The sequence below is a fragment of the Paenibacillus sp. FSL H7-0323 genome (assembly GCF_038002725.1).
GTDB classification, from domain to species: Bacteria; Bacillota; Bacilli; order Paenibacillales; family Paenibacillaceae; genus Paenibacillus_AQ; species Paenibacillus_AQ odorifer.
The window spans coordinates 283,930-301,538 of sequence record NZ_JBBODB010000001.1 but is presented as its reverse complement, the minus strand read 5'-3'; the positions used below and the strand labels follow the sequence as shown (position 1 = coordinate 301,538).

Below are 17,609 nucleotides of genomic sequence, written 5' to 3'. Positions count from 1 at the left end.
CAATCAGGGAAAACCTCCCGCAATTCACCCCAATTTGCTCTTAATAGTGGAATTCAGGCAATATTTAGGAAGGATTTCCCTGAAAAGCTAAGTAACCAGCAAAAATTAGCTATTTTCAGGGAGGTTTTCCCTAAAAATTAAAAACGGCACAATTAAAGCTCAGTTCCCCTAGTTTCGCTATTGCGGCTCTGTTCCCCATACCAGCACTCCGTTCCGATAAAGGGTCACCTTGTTCCAATCCGCATAAGCGGTCTGAAGTGAATTAAACGAATAATCATTGGCCTCGTTAAAATTGCTCCAATCTGTCTTGTGTATCCGGGTCTGAATATCCCCGGAAGTTCCTCCAGCGGCAAGCATGCCCGCACCTGCGTTGAATTTCACTTCCAAATAGTAATCCGCTCCCGTTCGAGGCGTGTCCAGCTTTACAAAACTGCCTGCTACCTTGCTGTTGCCGATCTGGGCATAATCGCAGAAAAAGGATTGCGGCTTGTCTCCATCGATCGTATACCAGTAACGGATGCTCAGCTCGCTAAGATCGACTGCAGTTGTGCCGTTATTTTTAATATTAAAATAGGGCTTCATCTGGTTGTCATTTGGGTTAGTATCCGCTGTCCGATACGCCACTGCAAGCCCGGTGACCGGTTCGACAGGCCCCGAGCCTTGCGGTGTAGCCATCGCTTGTACAGAATTGCTGCTCGTACCCGCACTATTGACAGCATTCACAACATAATAATAAGTCGTTCCGTTGCTAACCGCCGCATCGCTATAGCTCGTCCCGGTAGCCGTAGTCAGAGTGGTATAAGGGCCACCACTCGTAAGTGACCGTTTCACCGTATAGGAAGTTGCGCCCGCCGAGTTGCTCCAGCTAAGATTCACGAGCCCATTGCCTGCAGCTGCATTCAAGTTAGCAGGAGCTGCTGGAACTACGGGAGCTGCCACTGTCTCCAATACAGACCAGTAGGCTAGCTTAGATTGGAGGCGCTCATCAAATAATAAAGGCCAATTGTTACGGGCTACCGGATAAGTGCGCAACCAAGTATTACTGTCATCCTTCCCCCAGAGAGTGACATTCGTGACCGTATCCGTGTGCCGCAGGAAGATCTCAAATAATGATTTGTATAAAGCCGCTTGGCGCTGCTTCAAATTATCAGGGAAGATCTCATAGGCTTGAGAATTATCAGAATACACACTAATATCCAGCTCAGTAATATGGGTTTCCAGCCCTAAAGCCTTGAATTTGATAATCGAATTCTCGATTTCAGAGAGCGATGGATAATACAAGCTGATGTGCGTTTGATGCCCTACTCCGTCAATAGGAACCCCTTTGGCCTGAAGTCGTACAATCAGATTGTATAGCGCCTGGCTTTTGGCTGGCTCATGCGTATTGTAATCATTGATGAACAGTTTTGCATTAGGATCAGCTTCATGAGCGAACTGGAACGCCTTCTCAATATACTCTTCACCCGCGATCTGGTACCATAGGCTGCGGCGCATGCCATCCGATTGTGAAGTGTCAATCACTTCGTTGACGACATCCCAAGCATAGATTTCACCTTTATAACGTTCCATAACAGTCTTAATATGACTCTTCATTCGCTCATATAACACCGTTTTGGAGACCAAATTACCGCTGACGTCACGGAACACCCAATCCGGTGTCTGCGAATGCCAGACTAGGGTATGTCCACGTACCTGCTGTCCATTTGCGGTGGCAAAAGCTACTGCCGTGTCAGCTTCAGCGAAATTAAACACACCTTCCTGCGGCTCCGTGCTGTCCCATTTCAGAACATTTCCTGGCGTCACACTATCAAAATGCTTGGCCAACAATTGCCGATCCGGAGCTGTCAGCAGCTCACTATTCGTAAACGCCGAGCCGATCAGAAATTTGTTTGCAAACACATCCTTCAGCGAAGGAATCGCATCCTCGATGACAATTGGACCGAGATCGGGTAGCTTTTCCAATCGAAAATCATCCAAATAAAAAGAAGTTGTCGCGCTAGCCGGCACTTCAAAATAAATAGAAAGTTGATCTGCCGGCTCCAATAGCTTGTACTGCGCCTGAAGCTTCACCCAACCGTTCGCTGTCACTGCACCAAAGGTCAAATTGTCATAATGAATGGTAGAAGGTAATGTCCGCTGCAGTGACATATAGATATTCGCGTTAGATGATCCGGCAGGCAGCTTCACCCATCCAATAAACACATAAGTTTGTCCTACTTCCAGCTGGCTAGTCACATCCAGTGAAGGTCCATGCCACGTTTTTGTTCGGCCGCTTACCTCCAGGCCATATGTGCCGCTGCGTGCCGCATCTGTTTTAGCTGTAAGCACCTCAACTTCCCCACGCCCACTCCAGCCTTGAACAGTGCCATCTTCAAAATCACTTTGCTGAATAAGCGTGTTCTCCGCATGTGCGGGTGCAGCCCAATACACAGGTACAAGCAAACATAAAACCAAAACAAAATTAAGCGCTTTCAAAAAAGTTCCTTTTTTCATCGCTTCGATTCTCCCTTCTGAATTAGGTTCGAACCTTATGGCTTCGTTTCTTCCTGTTCCCCGATACCGCTCGGGCCACACCACCTTCCTCATAAAAAAAATCAGAGCCTATCCTCAGGAGGAACCAAGCTAGGCAGGTCATCCGTGAAGTATGGGCTCTATATCGCCATAATATCACATTTGTTTCCATTTATGGAACGAAAATAAATTATTTTCGATCTTATTTTACTTAAGCTGAACGGATCTGCGTTATCAGCTCCATTTAGCGCCGAAAAAACCCAAGAGACGACACCATTATGGTGTTGTTCCTTGGATTACATAACATGCTGACTGAATGTACGGGAATTTTACCGTACAATTCGGCGTTTCCAGCAGGATCAGCGCATTGTACGGGAGTTCTACCGTACATTTCGGCGTTTCCAGCAGGATCAGCGCATTGTACGGGAGTTCTACCGTTCATTTCGCCACTTCCAGCTGGATCAGCGCATTGTACGGGATTTATACCGTTCATTTGGACGTTTCCAGCAGGATCAGCACATTGTACGGGAGTTCTACCGTACATTTCGCCACTTCCAGCTGGATCAGCGCATTGTACGGGATTTATACCGTTCATTTGGACGTTTCCAGCGGGATCAACGCATTGTACGGGATTTTTACCGTTCATTTCGGCGTTTCCAGCAGGATCAGCGCATTGTACGGGATTTTTACCGTACATTTCGGCGTTTCCAGCAGGATCAGCGCATTGTACGGGATTTTTACCGTTCATTTCGGCATTCCTAGTATGTACAAGAACATTATGCTAGTCAGATATTGATTTTTCTTTCGTTACTATCATGATCAGTAGTAAAAAAATCAAAACTAGTTGAATACCTAAATATATTATAGGAAAAAAATAGATAAGACTTATCTGATCAAAGTCAGGCTTAATATCAAAAAAACTTAAATCAACAACCCCTGAACCTCTAGACTCTTTTCCTTGTAATTCTTTTAAATAAAATAGAATTCTCATGCTAGGAACAATACTAATAACTAACCAAGAAATGTTGTATCTAAGCTTTTCCGTCTTTAAAGCTATCTTGCAAGACACATTCAGAAGAATTATTGGTGCTGCATACATTATAAACATTTTTTTTACTACTTCTACTTCCAACTTCCCCGTTTTCATTCCCAAATGGTGACTTGTAGGAGTGCTTTCATCCTTGTGCTTCTAGATTCACCTTTCAATCTATCACCTCTCACAAGTTATATTCTAGTTTCTATAATTTTACAATGAAATAATGGAGATACTGAGATACAACAACAAATAAAAAGAGAGCCGTGTTGTGAACACGACTCCCTCTTCATATAAACCGCATCAGTAGCGGCATATTTGCAAGGAGCTCAGCAATAAGCTGTCATCCTTGACTTATTTTTTCGCAATATGAACCTTCAGCTGCTTGCCCTTCACGGTGGTCTCTCTCATCGCTTGCAGCACCATTGCGCCTTTACCGTTCAAAATATCCACATAGGTCACATTGTCCTGAATCGAGATAATCCCGATATCTTCGGCGGAAATACCTTCAAGCTTTGCTATTGTGCCGACAAAATCGACGGCTCTTAGCTTCTTTTTCTTGCCGCCGTTGAAGTATAGCTTCATAATCTCTTTGTTTAAGCTTTCGCTTTTGTCCTTCTTGCGGACAGGCTGCTTATTGATCTTCTGCTCGAACGCTTCCTTTGCGTAGGCCACTGCGTCGTCCGAAGGAGCTTTCATATGCGGAATGCTGAAGCCAATATAGCTTTCGATTTCAGTTACCCACTTCTGCTCATTCGGAGTGACAAAAGTGATCGCTTTACCTGTCTTGCCTGCACGCGCGGTTCTGCCTGTACGATGCACGTAGCTTTCTTTTTCCAGTGGAATATCGTAATTAATCACATGGGTGATATTCTCGATATCAATCCCTCTAGCCGCCACATCGGTAGCGATTAAATAGCGGAATTGCCCTCTTTTAAAAGCATTCATGACCTCAAAGCGCTCATCCTGCTCCATACCCCCGTGGATCTTATCACAAGGATATTCCAGATCCGCCAGTCCTCTGAATACAGCATTCACCTGCTCCTGCGTACGGCAAAAAACAATACAGCTATCCGGATTCTCCACCGTTATGATATCGCTTAGCAAAGAGAATTTGGCAGCTTGTCTCACTTCAATCAACGCATGTTCAATCGTAGCCGTCGTAATTCCACTTGCCTGAATCTCGATATCCGTTGGATCGCTCATATATTTTAGGCACAAATTCTTAATGACTTCGGGTAAGGTAGCTGAGAATAACATCGTTACTCGCTCTTTGGGCAGCTGCTTAATGATCTTCTCGATCTGCTCAATAAAGCCCATGCTCAGCATTTCGTCAGCTTCATCGATGATCAAATATTTGATTCGATTTAGCGGAAGTGTGCCTCTTTCAATATGGTCAAATACGCGTCCAGGCGTACCTACGACAACATGTGTTTTTTGCGTAAGCTCTATCTTTTGGGGGGCAAAGGGCTGCTTGCCGAAAAGAGCAACTGCTTTAATCCGTTTAAAACGTCCGATGTTCGTAATATCCTCTTTCACCTGCATCGCAAGCTCCCGAGTTGGCGTAAGAATCAAAGCCTGCGGCTTATTCTCCACCCAATCCACCAGATCGCAAAGCGGAATACCATAAGCTCCCGTCTTGCCACTGCCTGTTTGCGATTTCACAATCAGATCCTTTTGCTGCAAAGCTACAGGAATTACCTTGCTCTGTACCTCCGTAGGTGTCATAAATTTCAGAACATCCAGTGCTTTAATTATCTCTTCGTCTAACTCATAATCTCTAAATTGCAATTCACTCATCGTTCAACCTCTTCTATGCCGATTGTTCTGGTTAAAGCGGAAACTCCGCGATCCTTCCATCTTGTGCATACTTATCATTATAACAGTTATTGGCGTCCTTGATTCCATTCCTTATAGAACTGGTCCAGAAAATTCAACATGAAATCATGCCGTTCTTCCGCTAACTTGCGTCCATAAGCCGTATTCATTAAGAATTTTAGTTTCAACAGCTTCTCATAAAAATGATTCACAGCCGTCCCTTTGCTATAATCCCTGTATTCCTTCTGCAGCGACTCCTCGCGTGGAGAAACTTCCGGATCATAAGCCGGACGTCCCTTTGCGCCTGAGAAAATAAAGGTTCTGGCAATGCCAATCGCGCCAAGTGCATCTAGTCGATCTGCATCCTGCACCACTTGACCTTCCAGAGTCTGCATAGGTTCTCCTCCACCACCACTAAAAGACATCGTTTCAACGATCAGCATGATATGACGAATTTGCTCCTCCTCTGTAAGGTTTGCCGTAAGCCAAGTGTGGACTTTAAGCAGACCTGCTTCTTTTGACGGATTAAGCTTCTCGTCTGCAACATCATGCAGCAAGGCTGCCATCGTACAGATAAAAATATCCGCACGCTCGATCTCAGCAATTTCACATGCCGTGCTGCGGACCCGATGGGTGTGCCACCAGTCATGCCCCGTAGTATCTTGTCCTAGTTGTTCTTTCACAAATTCTTCCGCCCGGGCTATTATTAAAGGTTGATTCATCGTCAACAAGCTCCCCTCACCTATGAAATATCGAAGCCCTATTATAGCTGATTGCCTGTCCATTCGCCTACTAAAAATCTTTGTTATAACAAATTCTTACTTGCACGACTCCAAATGATCCGCTATAATCGGCAGTAATCAAAATGTCGAAGGGAATTGATTCTGATGAACACCATAACAATCATGCTGAATCAACTTCATTATTATCACAAACAGCGTTAGCAACCCTGAAATTCTCAGGGAGGCTAACGCTACTCGCGTTGGCCTCCCTGCGGCATAGATCACGCGCAGGACCATGAGGTCCTGCGCGTTTTTTTATTTCTAAACTATGCCAATTCAAAGGAGCTACTAACGATGCAAAACATTAAAGGAACTTATGATTACTTCGGAAAAGAGCAGGCGCTCAGAAAGAACATTCAAAATACGCTGCAGGATTTGTTCGAACTCTATGATTTTGAATCCATGGACACCACATTATTAAATGAACTGGAGTTATTAACCTCGAAATATGCAGGTGGGGATGAAATTCTCAAGGAGATGTACCAACTCACCGATCAAGGCAACCGCAAGCTGGGCTTACGATATGATCTGACCATCCCTTTTGCCAAAGTGATCGCCTTAAATCCTGGAATAGTGTTTCCCTTCAAGCGTTATGAGATCGGAAAAGTATTCCGTGATGGTCCCGTGAAACGTGGGCGCCTGCGTGAATTTCTGCAATGCGATGTTGATGTTGTTGGTATTTCAGGATCTGAGGCGGAAGCTGAATTGATGCAGCTGGCCACAGAGGCTTTTCGTAAGCTGGACATCCCGATCATCCTAAAATGGAACAACAGACGTTTTCTCGGTGAGATCCTGGAATCGATTGGTGTACCTGCCGAGGACCAACTGTCCGTTATGCTAACCTTGGATAAATTAGAAAAAATCAACCTCGTCGGCGTGAAAAATGAATTGATCAGCAAGGAAATCGAATCTGCAACCATCGCTGCTATTCTAGAGCTTATTGAAATGGACAATCCAAGCTTTGAGCAGTTATGCGAAAAATATAGTCTTACCGGACAACCGGGAGCAATGGAGGTTCTTGTCCTGCAAAAGCTGCTCCAAGACATTCAGCTGCAGCAGACTTGCCGTTTCGATCCCTTCTTATCCCGCGGGCTTTCTTTCTACACTGGAACCGTCTACGAGATCTTTGATGCATCCGGTTCCTTTACCTCAAGCTTGGGTGGTGGAGGCAGATATGACGCTATCATCGGACAGCTAGTGGGCAGAGAGGATATTCAATATCCTACGGTTGGCTTATCTTTTGGTATGGAGTCTATCATGGCGCTCCTTGCAGAACGTCCTATCCAAGAGCGCAAGACAGCAGAGGTTATGGTCATTCCGATTGGCGAGACGCTCCCACAGGCTTTAATTGCAGCCGCCGAGCTCCGTGCCTGTTCTATCCGGACCAGTCTGGTATCCGGTAAAAGAAAACTTAAAAAGCAACTCGCCACAGCCTCATCCCAAAATATACGTTACGTTATTCTGATCGGCGAGAGTGAATCCAGTGTGGATAAGGTGCGTCTGAAGGATATGAAGGAACAAACAGAGGTTATAGTTCCATTAGATGAAGCTATCTACCTTATTACTGGCTAAACTGCTGCCTGATATCCTCCTAAAAAGATCTGCATAAAAAAAGACCCCGCCGGCGACCGGCGGGGTAAAGTCTATATATAAGGGAGGTTATACATGTACTATAACCCTGCAAGCTTAATATTTTATGAAAAAGAGATAAGGATTCCCTTAATTCATTTCAAACCCTTAGATCTTAAACTTATCTACTAACCCCTGAAGCTCTTTGGCACTTTGAGTATTTTCATCAGCCATAGTAACCTCTAGGAATGTTTTTTCCACGATATCCGCCGTTTTTACCGCGATATCCTGAATCCCTATAGCTCCCTCGTTTACTGTAGCAGCTACCTCATTAACGGCAATATTAATACTTGATATAGCCATACTCAAATGATCAGCTGCGCTCTCGAATTGTTTTAACAGCGTATTTACGGTGGCAGCATCACTGTTGTATTGCTGACTTACCTCAGTTAATCGTTCATAATCTGCTAGAACATTCTGATCAATAAAAGAAAGTAATGCCTCAGAATTCTCCTTCATGGATTCAACAGAGGAATAAACACCTGTTACCACACCTTGAATTCCGGCCGCAATCTTAGACGACTTCTCAGCCAACTTCCGAATCTCACCAGCTACAACCGCAAAACCTTTACCTGCCTCACCCGCTCTTGCCGCTTCTATAGCTGCATTCAGGGCCAGCAGATTGGTCTGACTGGCAATGGATAGAATCGTATCCGTCAGTACATTAATCTCTGCAATCGCGCTCGACTGCTCAATCGCTTTTTCCATATCCATTCGCACGGATTCATAAATTTGTTTAGCATTCGTCGTAGATTCTGTTGCCTCATCTTGGAGAGTCAGCGCCCGCTCACTAATTTGTCTAGAAACGGCAGCGCCTTCCTTCACATTATTGGTGATCCCGGATACATTGTTATCAATTTCTGTAATTGCTGCTGTCATTTCCTCTGTAGAGGCTGCGGTCTCTTCCATACCTGCCGATAGCTGCTGCGTAGTCGCTGAATTATCGTGGGCATTTTCCCGCACATCTATAGACAGCTTCTCCAGCGTTTCTGCATTTTCAAGCACTTTGGACGAGATCGTAATTAAGCTTCCAGCCATCTCACGAAGTGTAGCCCGAGTGCTGAACATCGCTTTGGCGATCGTCCCTGTCTCATCTTTGTTTTTAGTCAAATACTCATACTCTGAGTCATGCGTCAAATTCAATTCTGCCGTTTTATTAATCATGTCCGTTAGTTTAACAATCGGAGAAGAGATTTTTTTAGCAAAATAAAGAGCAATCAGCAAGGCAATAATCAAACTTCCCACACCAAGAAATAAGTTGAAATTTCTCATATCAGTGACAGGTTTCACGATTTCATCGAGGTCTGCGGTTAATACAAGCAACCAGTGCGTCTCAGGTAAAACTGTATAGGTTGATTTTTTTTCCACACCATTATATGTATTATTGAGCAGGCCATCCGCTACCTTCTCACCAGATTTCACACGCTCCATAACAGCTGCGATCTGCGTATTCTCAATAGGCTGACCAATTTGTGTTTTATCCGGATAATATAATTTATTGCCGTTCTCATCCAGTAAATAAGCGTAGGAGCTCGTCGTGTTTACCACTTTGGTATCGGCCAAATACTTAATCATACTATCTGCGGAAACAGCTGATGCAATAAATCCAATCATCTTTCCATTACTCTTTACGGGCTGTACAAAAGCCACTACATAAGCTCCTGTAGATTTTGATTTCAGCGTTTCACTGATCACAGGCTCAGCCGTCTCCATTACTCTTTTCGTATAATCTCTTTCACTAAAATCTGTCCCTATAAGCTTAGTATCACTGTCAGCCACACTAATACCTTTCATATCACTGACTAGAATGTGCTCAAGGTTTCCCGCTTCCTCCACAATGCTTTGTAGACTGGCGTTCACCTCATTCTGAAGCTTATCGCCTTTGTTAACTCCACCATTCCCAGCTTGCAGCAGTAGATCAACAATTTCCGAACGGCTCGCAATAAGCTCTGTACTTCTCTGCTCTTTTGCTATCATGGCTGATATAGTCTGAGCTTTGTTCGTATTGACCTGCTTCATAGAATTCTCAGTAAGATTCACAATCGCCTGAGTTGATTTCAAATACGTAAATATCCCCATTACAGAAATACATAAAAGGGTCACACCTATCATAACAAGTGATAACTTTAGACGAATCTTCATATTCTTTTCATCCTTCCGACTGCTTGTTCATTTGCGAACAATGAAATTGTAAATAATACAATTACTATCGGGTGGCAAAGTTGAATAGTGAATATAAATCGCGCAAAAATAAGAAATATATCATAAAATGTCGAAATTTTTCATGTAAATGAATAAAATATCACAGCTTTTAGGTCATATATCCTTCACAAGATGTTTAACAAGGCCTGTCATCTGTCCTAGATGAACTATGTGGTTCTAGCTGAGAGACCGTATTCGCTTGCATTAATGCACCCTCACTTAACAGTCGTTTAGTTCTACTACGTAAAAATAGACCAGACATCGCAGCGAGTATTTGTTGGAACAACATCCCCGAAATTACTGGAAGCGCAACAGCAGGAGGAAAATATTTCACCGCTAATACAGCTCCCGCACTTAAATTCCGCATACCCGAATTAAACTGTACAGCCACGGAATCTTCATAACTAAAGCGGAAGCGGCGTGACACCAAAGCTCCGATTACATAGCCAAGCACAACGGTTATGAAGGTCACTCCAATTATGATCGCTAATTTGCCATCCGGATGTTTCAGATAACGGGCAATGCTGGCCCCATTAATAGAAACAACTACAAACAATCCGACTTTAACAAACGGAGCAAGCGGCGGTCCACATACCGTATTTACTTTCCCTTTTGTCCATTGATTCAGCAGCATCCCAACTACAGAAGGAATGACTACCATCCATAGCAGCCCTTTCATCATATCGCCTAGCTGAATTTCAACACTCGCTCCCATCAGCAAATATAAGGTACCCGGGACAACAATTGGCGACAAGAGCGTATCAATCAGAATAAGCGCCAATGTCAGCGCAATATTCCCTCCGTACATCGACACCCATACCACACTTACAACACCTGTAGGAATCGCGAACAACAATACATAACCAGTTACTGTATATGGATCTCCCGGAAAAAAAGCCATGGCTGCAAGCCAGCCGATCAGCGGCATTACAATATGTAAAATTACCAAAAGAATAATCAGCTTCTGAGGTTTCAGAAGTACCCCCAACAGATCCTTTAGGTTGGACTTCAAGCTACCGATCAGCGTCATTACAGCAAAAATCCAGGGCACGAGACCTGTGAACGGCAGCAGTCTGCTTTCGTTAAGTACGCCGACCACGATGGCCGTGGGTGTTAATAACGGCATAATCTTTTCTAGAACAACATTAGATTTGATGAGTCCATTTCTTATATTAGCAAACACTTGGCAGTACACCTTATGTATGAAGCTCATACATCCCTTATCTTTGTTTTTTATTAAGTCTACCATAAAAAAATAGGAACCAATTCTTAAATTGGTCCCTCGAAGTAATCTATATAGAGTGTTAAACTTCTATGCCCTGTGGAAACAATGCATCCAGTGCTGGGCAGGGTTGCTTATCCAAAAACTGTGCCAATGGCGCCGGCATATTATTGTATAAATCTTTTAGTGAAGTTCCTTGATAAATGTTGCCGATAATCACCGGATGGCAAAGCTCTGAAATCAAAATGTCGCCATTTCCATGCAGATGAAGCTGCTTCTTCCCCTCAATACAGTGAGGAAAATACACACCCGGCTGCTCTTCGAACCCAAGGGCGTCCATAAAGCGGTCCATACAGGTGAAATACAGAATCGTATCTTCTTTCTTCCGTGCGATCAGCTCGCTCACTGCATTCTTTAATTGTTCCCGTGCAGCTATAGACTTCCAACCCGTATGATCCATGATAATACTGTTCTGAATTTCATGTGTGCGCACGCCCATTGCGTAGACATGATCGCTGATCTCCTTCATATTATCCTGGGTTTCACTGAACAGCAGCGTCTCCAGTACGGTATCCACACTTGTTGCAGCGAATAGGGTAATATTTTCTCTTATTTTTTCATAGATGCTTGGATGAATATTATAATATTTTGAGAAAGCTTCCGCAGTAGTAAAATTGAAGGAAATATGTATAGTCGTTAATCCTGCGGAGACCAATTGGCCAATTCGTTCAGCATTTAAAAGACTGCCGTTGGAATTTAACTGTGTCTGAATCCCTCTGGATGCGCAGTAGGTTACAATTTCCACACAGTCATCGAATTTCAGCGTCACTTCTCCACCTGATAAGCGTACTCTTTTAAGGCCTGGAAGTTCGTCCAGAATGCGGATGACCTCTTTGGCTTTGATGCTTTGTCCATCATTTCTATTATATGCACAGCAATAATCGCAGCGGAAATTACAGTTCGAAGTTACCCCTATTTCTAACCCTTCCAGCTCATAAGTAAGCGGTTTGTCGAGCTCTAATGCTTTATATCTCATACTCTAAAGTCCTCCTGAAAAATAATGAATTTAGTTCAAAAGTTCAACCTTAGAGATTATATAGGTTTATGGCTTAGGTTAATGTGAGTTTTATAACATTCAAGTGTACGGTTTAATTAACGAATTAGTCGGAAGCGCATGCGTAATCACTTTCAGATACGCATAGTAACCTGTAACGGACTCAGCTGACCCTAAACCTAAAATTATCCTATTTTAAGAATGCCAACGGACTCCAGTGCACCTATTGACCGGAAAAACGCCCAATATGAGCCTTTTGCCAATGAATAGCGTCAGCGGAGTCCGAAATCATGTTTTGATAGCTGATAACATACAAATAACGTCATCCGAGTCCGAAAGCCTCGTGGAGTGATGGATAAACCGATACGCATTCAGGCTTGTATATTACAGGTTATCTTCAAACTGGTGATGTCCACCGACACTTTTTATAGGGATATAAAGATCAACTTTTGCTTTACCTTCAGGGTCTGTATATGGATCATTCATACAAAATTCGAGCGCATACCGATCATCCGGTTCATAATCACTGTTAGGTAGCCATTGACCGTACACACTTTGATAGGCAATAGCCAATTTGTCGATCGTATCATAAAACGAATATAAGGCATAAAGACCACCAGATAAAGTTTTGAACTCTACGCTCGAATCACCCTCTTTAACAAACTCTTCTGGAATGGTTATGCAGGCATCATATCTACAAGAGTATTCGTCAGTCACGCTGGGATCATCTAAAGAAATACCAATGAAGTATTCTGTTGAAGGTAAATCATTTTTCTCAACCCACTTGCTGAGTGTTCCCCATGCCTTATACGTTTCAAGATAGCTGCCAACATGCCTTACGTATGCCACTTGATAACTTGGAAGTTTTTTTACCTCAATGTTCATTTCCCATACCTCCTTAAAAAATTATTTATGTTGATACTCATATCATAATTTTTAGAAGGAGACAATTCTTCCTGATTATTGCTGGACATTAACTGATAATTGCTATGTTCTTGCCTTGACCTTCTCATCTCGCTTGGGGTTGTCTTAAACAGTTTCCTAAAGGATGAATTAAAACTTGAGATGGAACTAAAACCGCATAGAGTTGAGATATCTAGCATGGTTTTATGGGTTGTTTCAAGATAGGTTATCGCGTGATGTAGACGTCTTTCCGTCAGATAGGTCATTGGTGTTTTATTTGTAATTGCAGAAAAAACTCTAGAAAAATGATACTTAGAAAAATTAGAAACTTCAGCTAGCGTTTCTAGATTTATTTCTTGATCTAAGTTGTCCTCAATAAAATGAAGAACCGTCTGAATACGCACCCTGTAATCATTGTTCACTAGACCTACCTCAATCCCGTGATGATTAAATGATTTTTTTCTTATTTATTTTCTTCGCCCTATATACAACAGATGAGATGAAATCCCCAAAATGGATGGATCCTTTGCTGCATTAATGAGAAATTCTAAGAGCTCCTCATGTTCACCCCGGTCAGTCCAGTATTGTTTCTGCTCATTTGTCAGTAATGCTCCGAGGCTAGAAGAACCAATTAAATCTATGGTTTGAAATCCATTCTCCTCCATGAAAGGTTTTATTTCCTCAATATTGAAGTAATAAGCTCCCGTAAACCTACCTTCATCTTTATGATTAAAAATCCCGCTACCATAAAACTCTTGTATTGAATCCATGTTGTCATTAGGCTTCCAATGTTGTGGGAACTGTAGGGATGTAAGAGTCATTCTCATCCGACTTTGAAAGGCTACAAATACGATGCCATTCTTCTTTGTCACACGAAACAATTCCTTAATTGCTAAAATCCGATCCTCTTCTTCTTGCAAATGATATAAAGGGCCTAACATCAGAGAAGCATCAAAGCTCTCGTCTGATATTCCCTCTAAACTAGTTGCATTCAGCACATGAAAACCTTTAAATTGCTCAGTTAATCCTAATTCATTAACCTTCTGCTGAGCTATTTCAACTAACTTAGGGGTAAGATCCGATAACGTTACGTTATAGCCCAGCTTCGCCAGCTCCATGGCATATTTACCGGGTCCAGCACCATTATCCAGTATAGATTGTGCGGTAGTTAAATACTGTTTTATATAATGCAGATTAATGATGAACTCCAGCGGCTCCCTATCCAATCTTCCCCACTCATCAAATTGGGAGTAATAATCAATAATATTGCCCATTGCCAAAACACCGACCTTTAATTGTATTTTTTTACTGTAGAGAACAGAAAAAACCTATCGCCTCCAAAGAGGCGATAGGTTTAACCTTCGCGGTACCACTCTTTTTGATCGTTGCATATTGCTTATAATAAACAACGAATCTTAGAACCCGATTACGGAGGGTTAGCCGTTAAGATCTACTGAGGTTCGATCTTACCGCTCATGGGTGAGTTGGGGAACCCTACTCCGCTGTCTTGCACCAACCGGCAGCTCTCTGGGCAGTAGTTATTCCTTAATACTCCCAATCATCACGTTTATTCCGTATTGTATTTTGACCTAGTATATATATAGAAATTATTCCCTGTCAATACAAATTCCACTTACAGCTCTACTGACTTCCCCATCTCGTTCCAGACAGGCTGTCCGATCAGACCTAAACGCCAGATTGCAATTCCTTTAAGGCCATAACGTTTAGCAAGTCCTACCTTCGAATTCACTGAAGTTTCGTTTTCGCTATACACAGAGATCCCGAGGATCAGCTTATCCTTACTCACTTGCTGAAGCGCAAGCCGGATGCCTTCATCAACTAAACTCATCGGCTCTGGAACTTTTTTCTCTTGTAAATAATCGTACGCCATAATGACCAAATCATCTGCAAGTGTTCCTAAAGTTTTGTAATCATAACCTTTATAAGAACTATTTAATGGATGAAGAATAACGGTAAGTTTAAGTCCTGCTGCATGTGCTTTTTGTGATAGGTTTTTCACAAAAGCATTGTAATCTGCTTGCACCTTCGCCTTATCACCTGTTAGACCTAGGCCCTCCAGATCCAGGGTAATGCCTTGGAATCCTTTTTGCGTTGCAAGATCTACGATTCCAGTAATCGTCTGTTCTTGAAGCTGTTTATCTTCCAGGTTCTTAGTTAACTCTGATGCGGTGTCTCCAGAGAAGACCATCAGATAAGGAGCTGTTCCACCTGCCGCTGCATTCGTGACAATTGATTCCGGTGTTACGTCACCAGCCGCCTGAGGCCATTTGAAATCAGTCCCCGTTGTGGTGAATTGCCCGGTTTTATCAATCCCACTCCAACCGAAGGCCATAGCATCAAAATTAGGAAGTAAGGAAATCTCACTATAAGAACTCAGCGCATAGAAACCAAGAGTGTACAGCTCAGTCTTCGGCGAAGTAATAGATACGGTCTTCGTGGATTGATTCCAAGCTACACCCGCACCAAACTGCTGGCCGAAGAAGCTAAGGGGAATCATCGTTGTATCCCGGATCGTCTGCGGAGCAACTCCTAACTTCACAACCGCGCCGTTAACACCTGCATTTTTGCTGCCAAGGGTCAGGGTTACCACTTTGGTCCCTGCAGTATCTGTTTTGGTAGCCGTAATTTTCTTCTGCGCTTGATTCCACTCGACATTAATTCCCAAAGCTTCAGATATAGCTCGGAATGGCACCATCGTTGTTCCGCTCATCACAACAGGTTCTACTGGAAATGGTAGTGGATAACCATCCAGCACAATACTAACTCCACCAGCTGTGGCTGCCTGTGTAGTATTTTGGAATAACGCCGTGGTGCCTCCTAGCGAAATAGCCATACATAATACTACTTTACCGATTCGCTTATTCATGAATGTTAAGTCTCCCTCTTCTATGATATGCAGTCTAATCTTGTAAACTCTTATATGTCCTCTACCATTTTACCAAAGATTATCCAATTGTAAAATTAATAGATTGTCATCTATGAGCTGCGAAATTATTTTTCATATTAGAAGAGGTCGGCAAAATTACATAAACACGCTCAAAAAGGTTCCCACTGCTCGTTCAACATCTACATCCACTGCAACTTGTATGGGTTTACCCACTTTTGGCTGAGCCCGCAAGTCCGCTACGACCATTCCCGCTGTAAACTCACCTTTGTGCTCCACACGAACATTCATCTCTTTGTAGGTTACCAGATCTGGTTGCAGCGCAACCATAAGTGCGAGTGGATCATGCAGCGGTGCGCTGTTGATCAAAAAGTTCGCTTCACGATAGAAATTAAAATAATGAGTAAGCGATTGTTCCATAAACGAAATGATCGCTTTATTTTCTTCACGTCCAAAACGTTTTAATAAATCGATATGCTCTTGTGTAATCCGCGTCTTAAGCGTAACGTCTAGACCCACCATCATAACAGGAAGCCCAGATGTAAATACATGATCAGCAGCTTCCGGATCCCCGGCAATATTCGCTTCCGCAACCGGTGTTCTATTGCCGGGACTGAAGATCGTACCGCCCATCACCACTACTTTTTTCAAAGTATTCTTAATACCAGGGTCCATATCAAGCGCCATTGAAAGGTTGGTTAGATGTGCCAGTGTGACTAATACAATCTCTCCGGGATTCTCATTAGCCATCCGAACAATAAACTCAGATGCAGTTTCGCTAATGGGACGCTGGCTGGATGGAGCAATTTCCACATTGCCAATACCGTTCTCACCATGCACATGAGTGGCGTAGCCTGAGTGCTCACGAACAAGTGCCTTGGATGCTCCGATCGCTACAGGAATCTCATAACCGGGCTTAACAAGCTCGATTAGCCGCAGTGAATTGTCCGCCGCCTTTTCGACCTCAATATTTCCAAAAACGGTTGTAATTCCTTCTACAATTACGTTTGGAGCACGCAAGGCATATAGAATCGCCAGTGCATCGTCAATACCTGTATCTGCATCAATAATAATTCGTGTTTTGCTCATTTATGTTCTCTCCCATTATGTTTTTTTCATAAAAGCTATCATATCACGGCCAACGAGGGTCGCTCAATTTTTATTCAATTCCTGTTCTTTAAACGCTTCAATAAACCGCTCAGGATCGCACTCTATCAAATAAGCATACACGCCCTTACTCGTGTGGAGATAGAACATGCCGCCCATATCCCCCATTGAGCGATAAGACATATCGAAAATATCTTTTAGCGGGAATTCCCGATGGCGTGTTACAATTCTATCTTGATACAGATACATTAGCCGATTCGAAGCAACACTTCGTTGTTCTCCATCCCTAATTTCTCGTTGTATCTTATAATACGGAAGCTGAGCTACCCATTTCATTTGCAGTCCTCCTGCTTGTCGTAATGGACTCTATTTTATTATTCTTTTTACCCTATTGCAAAATAAAGAAGCTTAACGATCCCATTAGCGGAATCATCAAGCTTCAG

General features: G+C 43.1%; 15 protein-coding genes and 1 other annotated feature. Of the genes, 2 read left to right on the top strand and 13 right to left on the bottom strand.

Going from position 1 to position 17,609, the window contains the following annotated elements; translation table 11 throughout:
• Positions 1 to 177: 177 nt before the first annotated feature.
• A complete protein-coding gene (locus tag MHH89_RS01435) occupies positions 178 to 2,493 on the bottom strand; it encodes an endo-1,4-beta-xylanase (RefSeq protein WP_341086133.1) in 2,316 nt (771 codons plus the stop codon).
• Positions 2,494 to 2,878: 385 nt separating this feature from the next.
• On the opposite strand from MHH89_RS01435, the gene MHH89_RS01430 reads away from it, so the two are divergent.
• Complete coding sequence (locus tag MHH89_RS01430; protein WP_341086132.1) at positions 2,879 to 3,307, top strand: hypothetical protein; 429 nt, start codon at positions 2,879 to 2,881, stop codon at positions 3,305 to 3,307.
• Here the strand turns inward: MHH89_RS01430 and MHH89_RS01425 are convergent.
• The 3 genes from MHH89_RS01425 to MHH89_RS01415 all read right to left on the bottom strand — a co-directional run bounded on the left by MHH89_RS01425 (position 3,293) and on the right by MHH89_RS01415 (position 6,084).
• A complete protein-coding gene (locus tag MHH89_RS01425; protein ID WP_341086131.1) occupies positions 3,293 to 3,643 on the bottom strand; it encodes a hypothetical protein in 351 nt (116 codons plus the stop codon). The two genes, MHH89_RS01430 and MHH89_RS01425, sit on opposite strands and share 15 nt — an antisense overlap.
• 255 nt (positions 3,644 to 3,898) lie before the next feature.
• A complete protein-coding gene (locus MHH89_RS01420; RefSeq protein ID WP_341086129.1) occupies positions 3,899 to 5,344 on the bottom strand; it encodes a DEAD/DEAH box helicase in 1,446 nt (481 codons plus the stop codon).
• An 86-nt stretch (positions 5,345 to 5,430) separates the two neighbouring features.
• The gene (locus MHH89_RS01415; RefSeq protein ID WP_076125041.1) at positions 5,431 to 6,084 is read right to left on the bottom strand and encodes an HD domain-containing protein; all 654 of its coding nucleotides are present in this window, start codon (positions 6,082 to 6,084) and stop codon (positions 5,431 to 5,433) included.
• A 354-nt stretch (positions 6,085 to 6,438) separates the two neighbouring features.
• Between MHH89_RS01415 and MHH89_RS01410 the strand changes: the two genes are divergently transcribed.
• Positions 6,439 to 7,716, top strand: a complete 1,278-nt coding sequence (locus MHH89_RS01410; protein WP_076125039.1) for a histidine--tRNA ligase — start codon at positions 6,439 to 6,441, stop codon at positions 7,714 to 7,716.
• 165 nt (positions 7,717 to 7,881) lie between these two features.
• On the opposite strand, the gene MHH89_RS01405 is transcribed toward MHH89_RS01410, so the two are convergent.
• The 9 genes from MHH89_RS01405 to MHH89_RS01365 all read right to left on the bottom strand — a co-directional run bounded on the left by MHH89_RS01405 (position 7,882) and on the right by MHH89_RS01365 (position 17,502).
• Positions 7,882 to 9,915: a methyl-accepting chemotaxis protein gene (locus tag MHH89_RS01405; protein ID WP_076125037.1), complete on the bottom strand. Its 2,034-nt coding sequence runs from the start codon at positions 9,913 to 9,915 to the stop codon at positions 7,882 to 7,884.
• A 196-nt stretch (positions 9,916 to 10,111) separates the two neighbouring features.
• Entirely contained in the window at positions 10,112 to 11,158 is a 1,047-nt protein-coding gene (locus tag MHH89_RS01400) for a bile acid:sodium symporter family protein (RefSeq protein WP_341086126.1), read from the bottom strand.
• A gap of 121 nt (positions 11,159 to 11,279) precedes the next feature.
• Positions 11,280 to 12,233 (bottom strand): radical SAM protein, encoded by a 954-nt coding sequence (locus tag MHH89_RS01395; protein WP_038569765.1) that lies wholly within the window; start codon positions 12,231 to 12,233, stop codon positions 11,280 to 11,282.
• Positions 12,234 to 12,635: 402 nt separating this feature from the next.
• Positions 12,636 to 13,136 carry an AraC family transcriptional regulator gene (locus tag MHH89_RS01390; RefSeq protein ID WP_341086124.1) on the bottom strand — a complete coding sequence of 167 codons (501 nt, stop codon included), beginning with the start codon at positions 13,134 to 13,136 and terminating at the stop codon, positions 12,636 to 12,638.
• Positions 13,133 to 13,576, bottom strand: a complete 444-nt coding sequence (locus MHH89_RS01385) for an AraC family transcriptional regulator (RefSeq protein ID WP_341086122.1) — start codon at positions 13,574 to 13,576, stop codon at positions 13,133 to 13,135. Before MHH89_RS01385 ends, MHH89_RS01390 begins: the two co-directional genes overlap by 4 nt.
• A gap of 45 nt (positions 13,577 to 13,621) precedes the next feature.
• Complete coding sequence (locus MHH89_RS01380; RefSeq protein WP_341086121.1) at positions 13,622 to 14,428, bottom strand: class I SAM-dependent methyltransferase; 807 nt, start codon at positions 14,426 to 14,428, stop codon at positions 13,622 to 13,624.
• A 64-nt stretch (positions 14,429 to 14,492) separates the two neighbouring features.
• Positions 14,493 to 14,725, bottom strand: a binding site (T-box leader).
• A 62-nt stretch (positions 14,726 to 14,787) separates the two neighbouring features.
• A complete protein-coding gene (locus tag MHH89_RS01375) occupies positions 14,788 to 16,041 on the bottom strand; it encodes a stalk domain-containing protein (protein WP_445739120.1) in 1,254 nt (417 codons plus the stop codon).
• 156 nt (positions 16,042 to 16,197) lie between these two features.
• Entirely contained in the window at positions 16,198 to 17,148 is a 951-nt protein-coding gene (locus MHH89_RS01370) for a nucleoside hydrolase (protein WP_341086120.1), read from the bottom strand.
• Positions 17,149 to 17,211: 63 nt separating this feature from the next.
• On the bottom strand, positions 17,212 to 17,502 hold the full coding sequence (locus MHH89_RS01365) for a hypothetical protein (RefSeq protein WP_036679330.1): 291 nt from the start codon (positions 17,500 to 17,502) through the stop codon (positions 17,212 to 17,214).
• Positions 17,503 to 17,609: the final 107 nt, after the last annotated feature.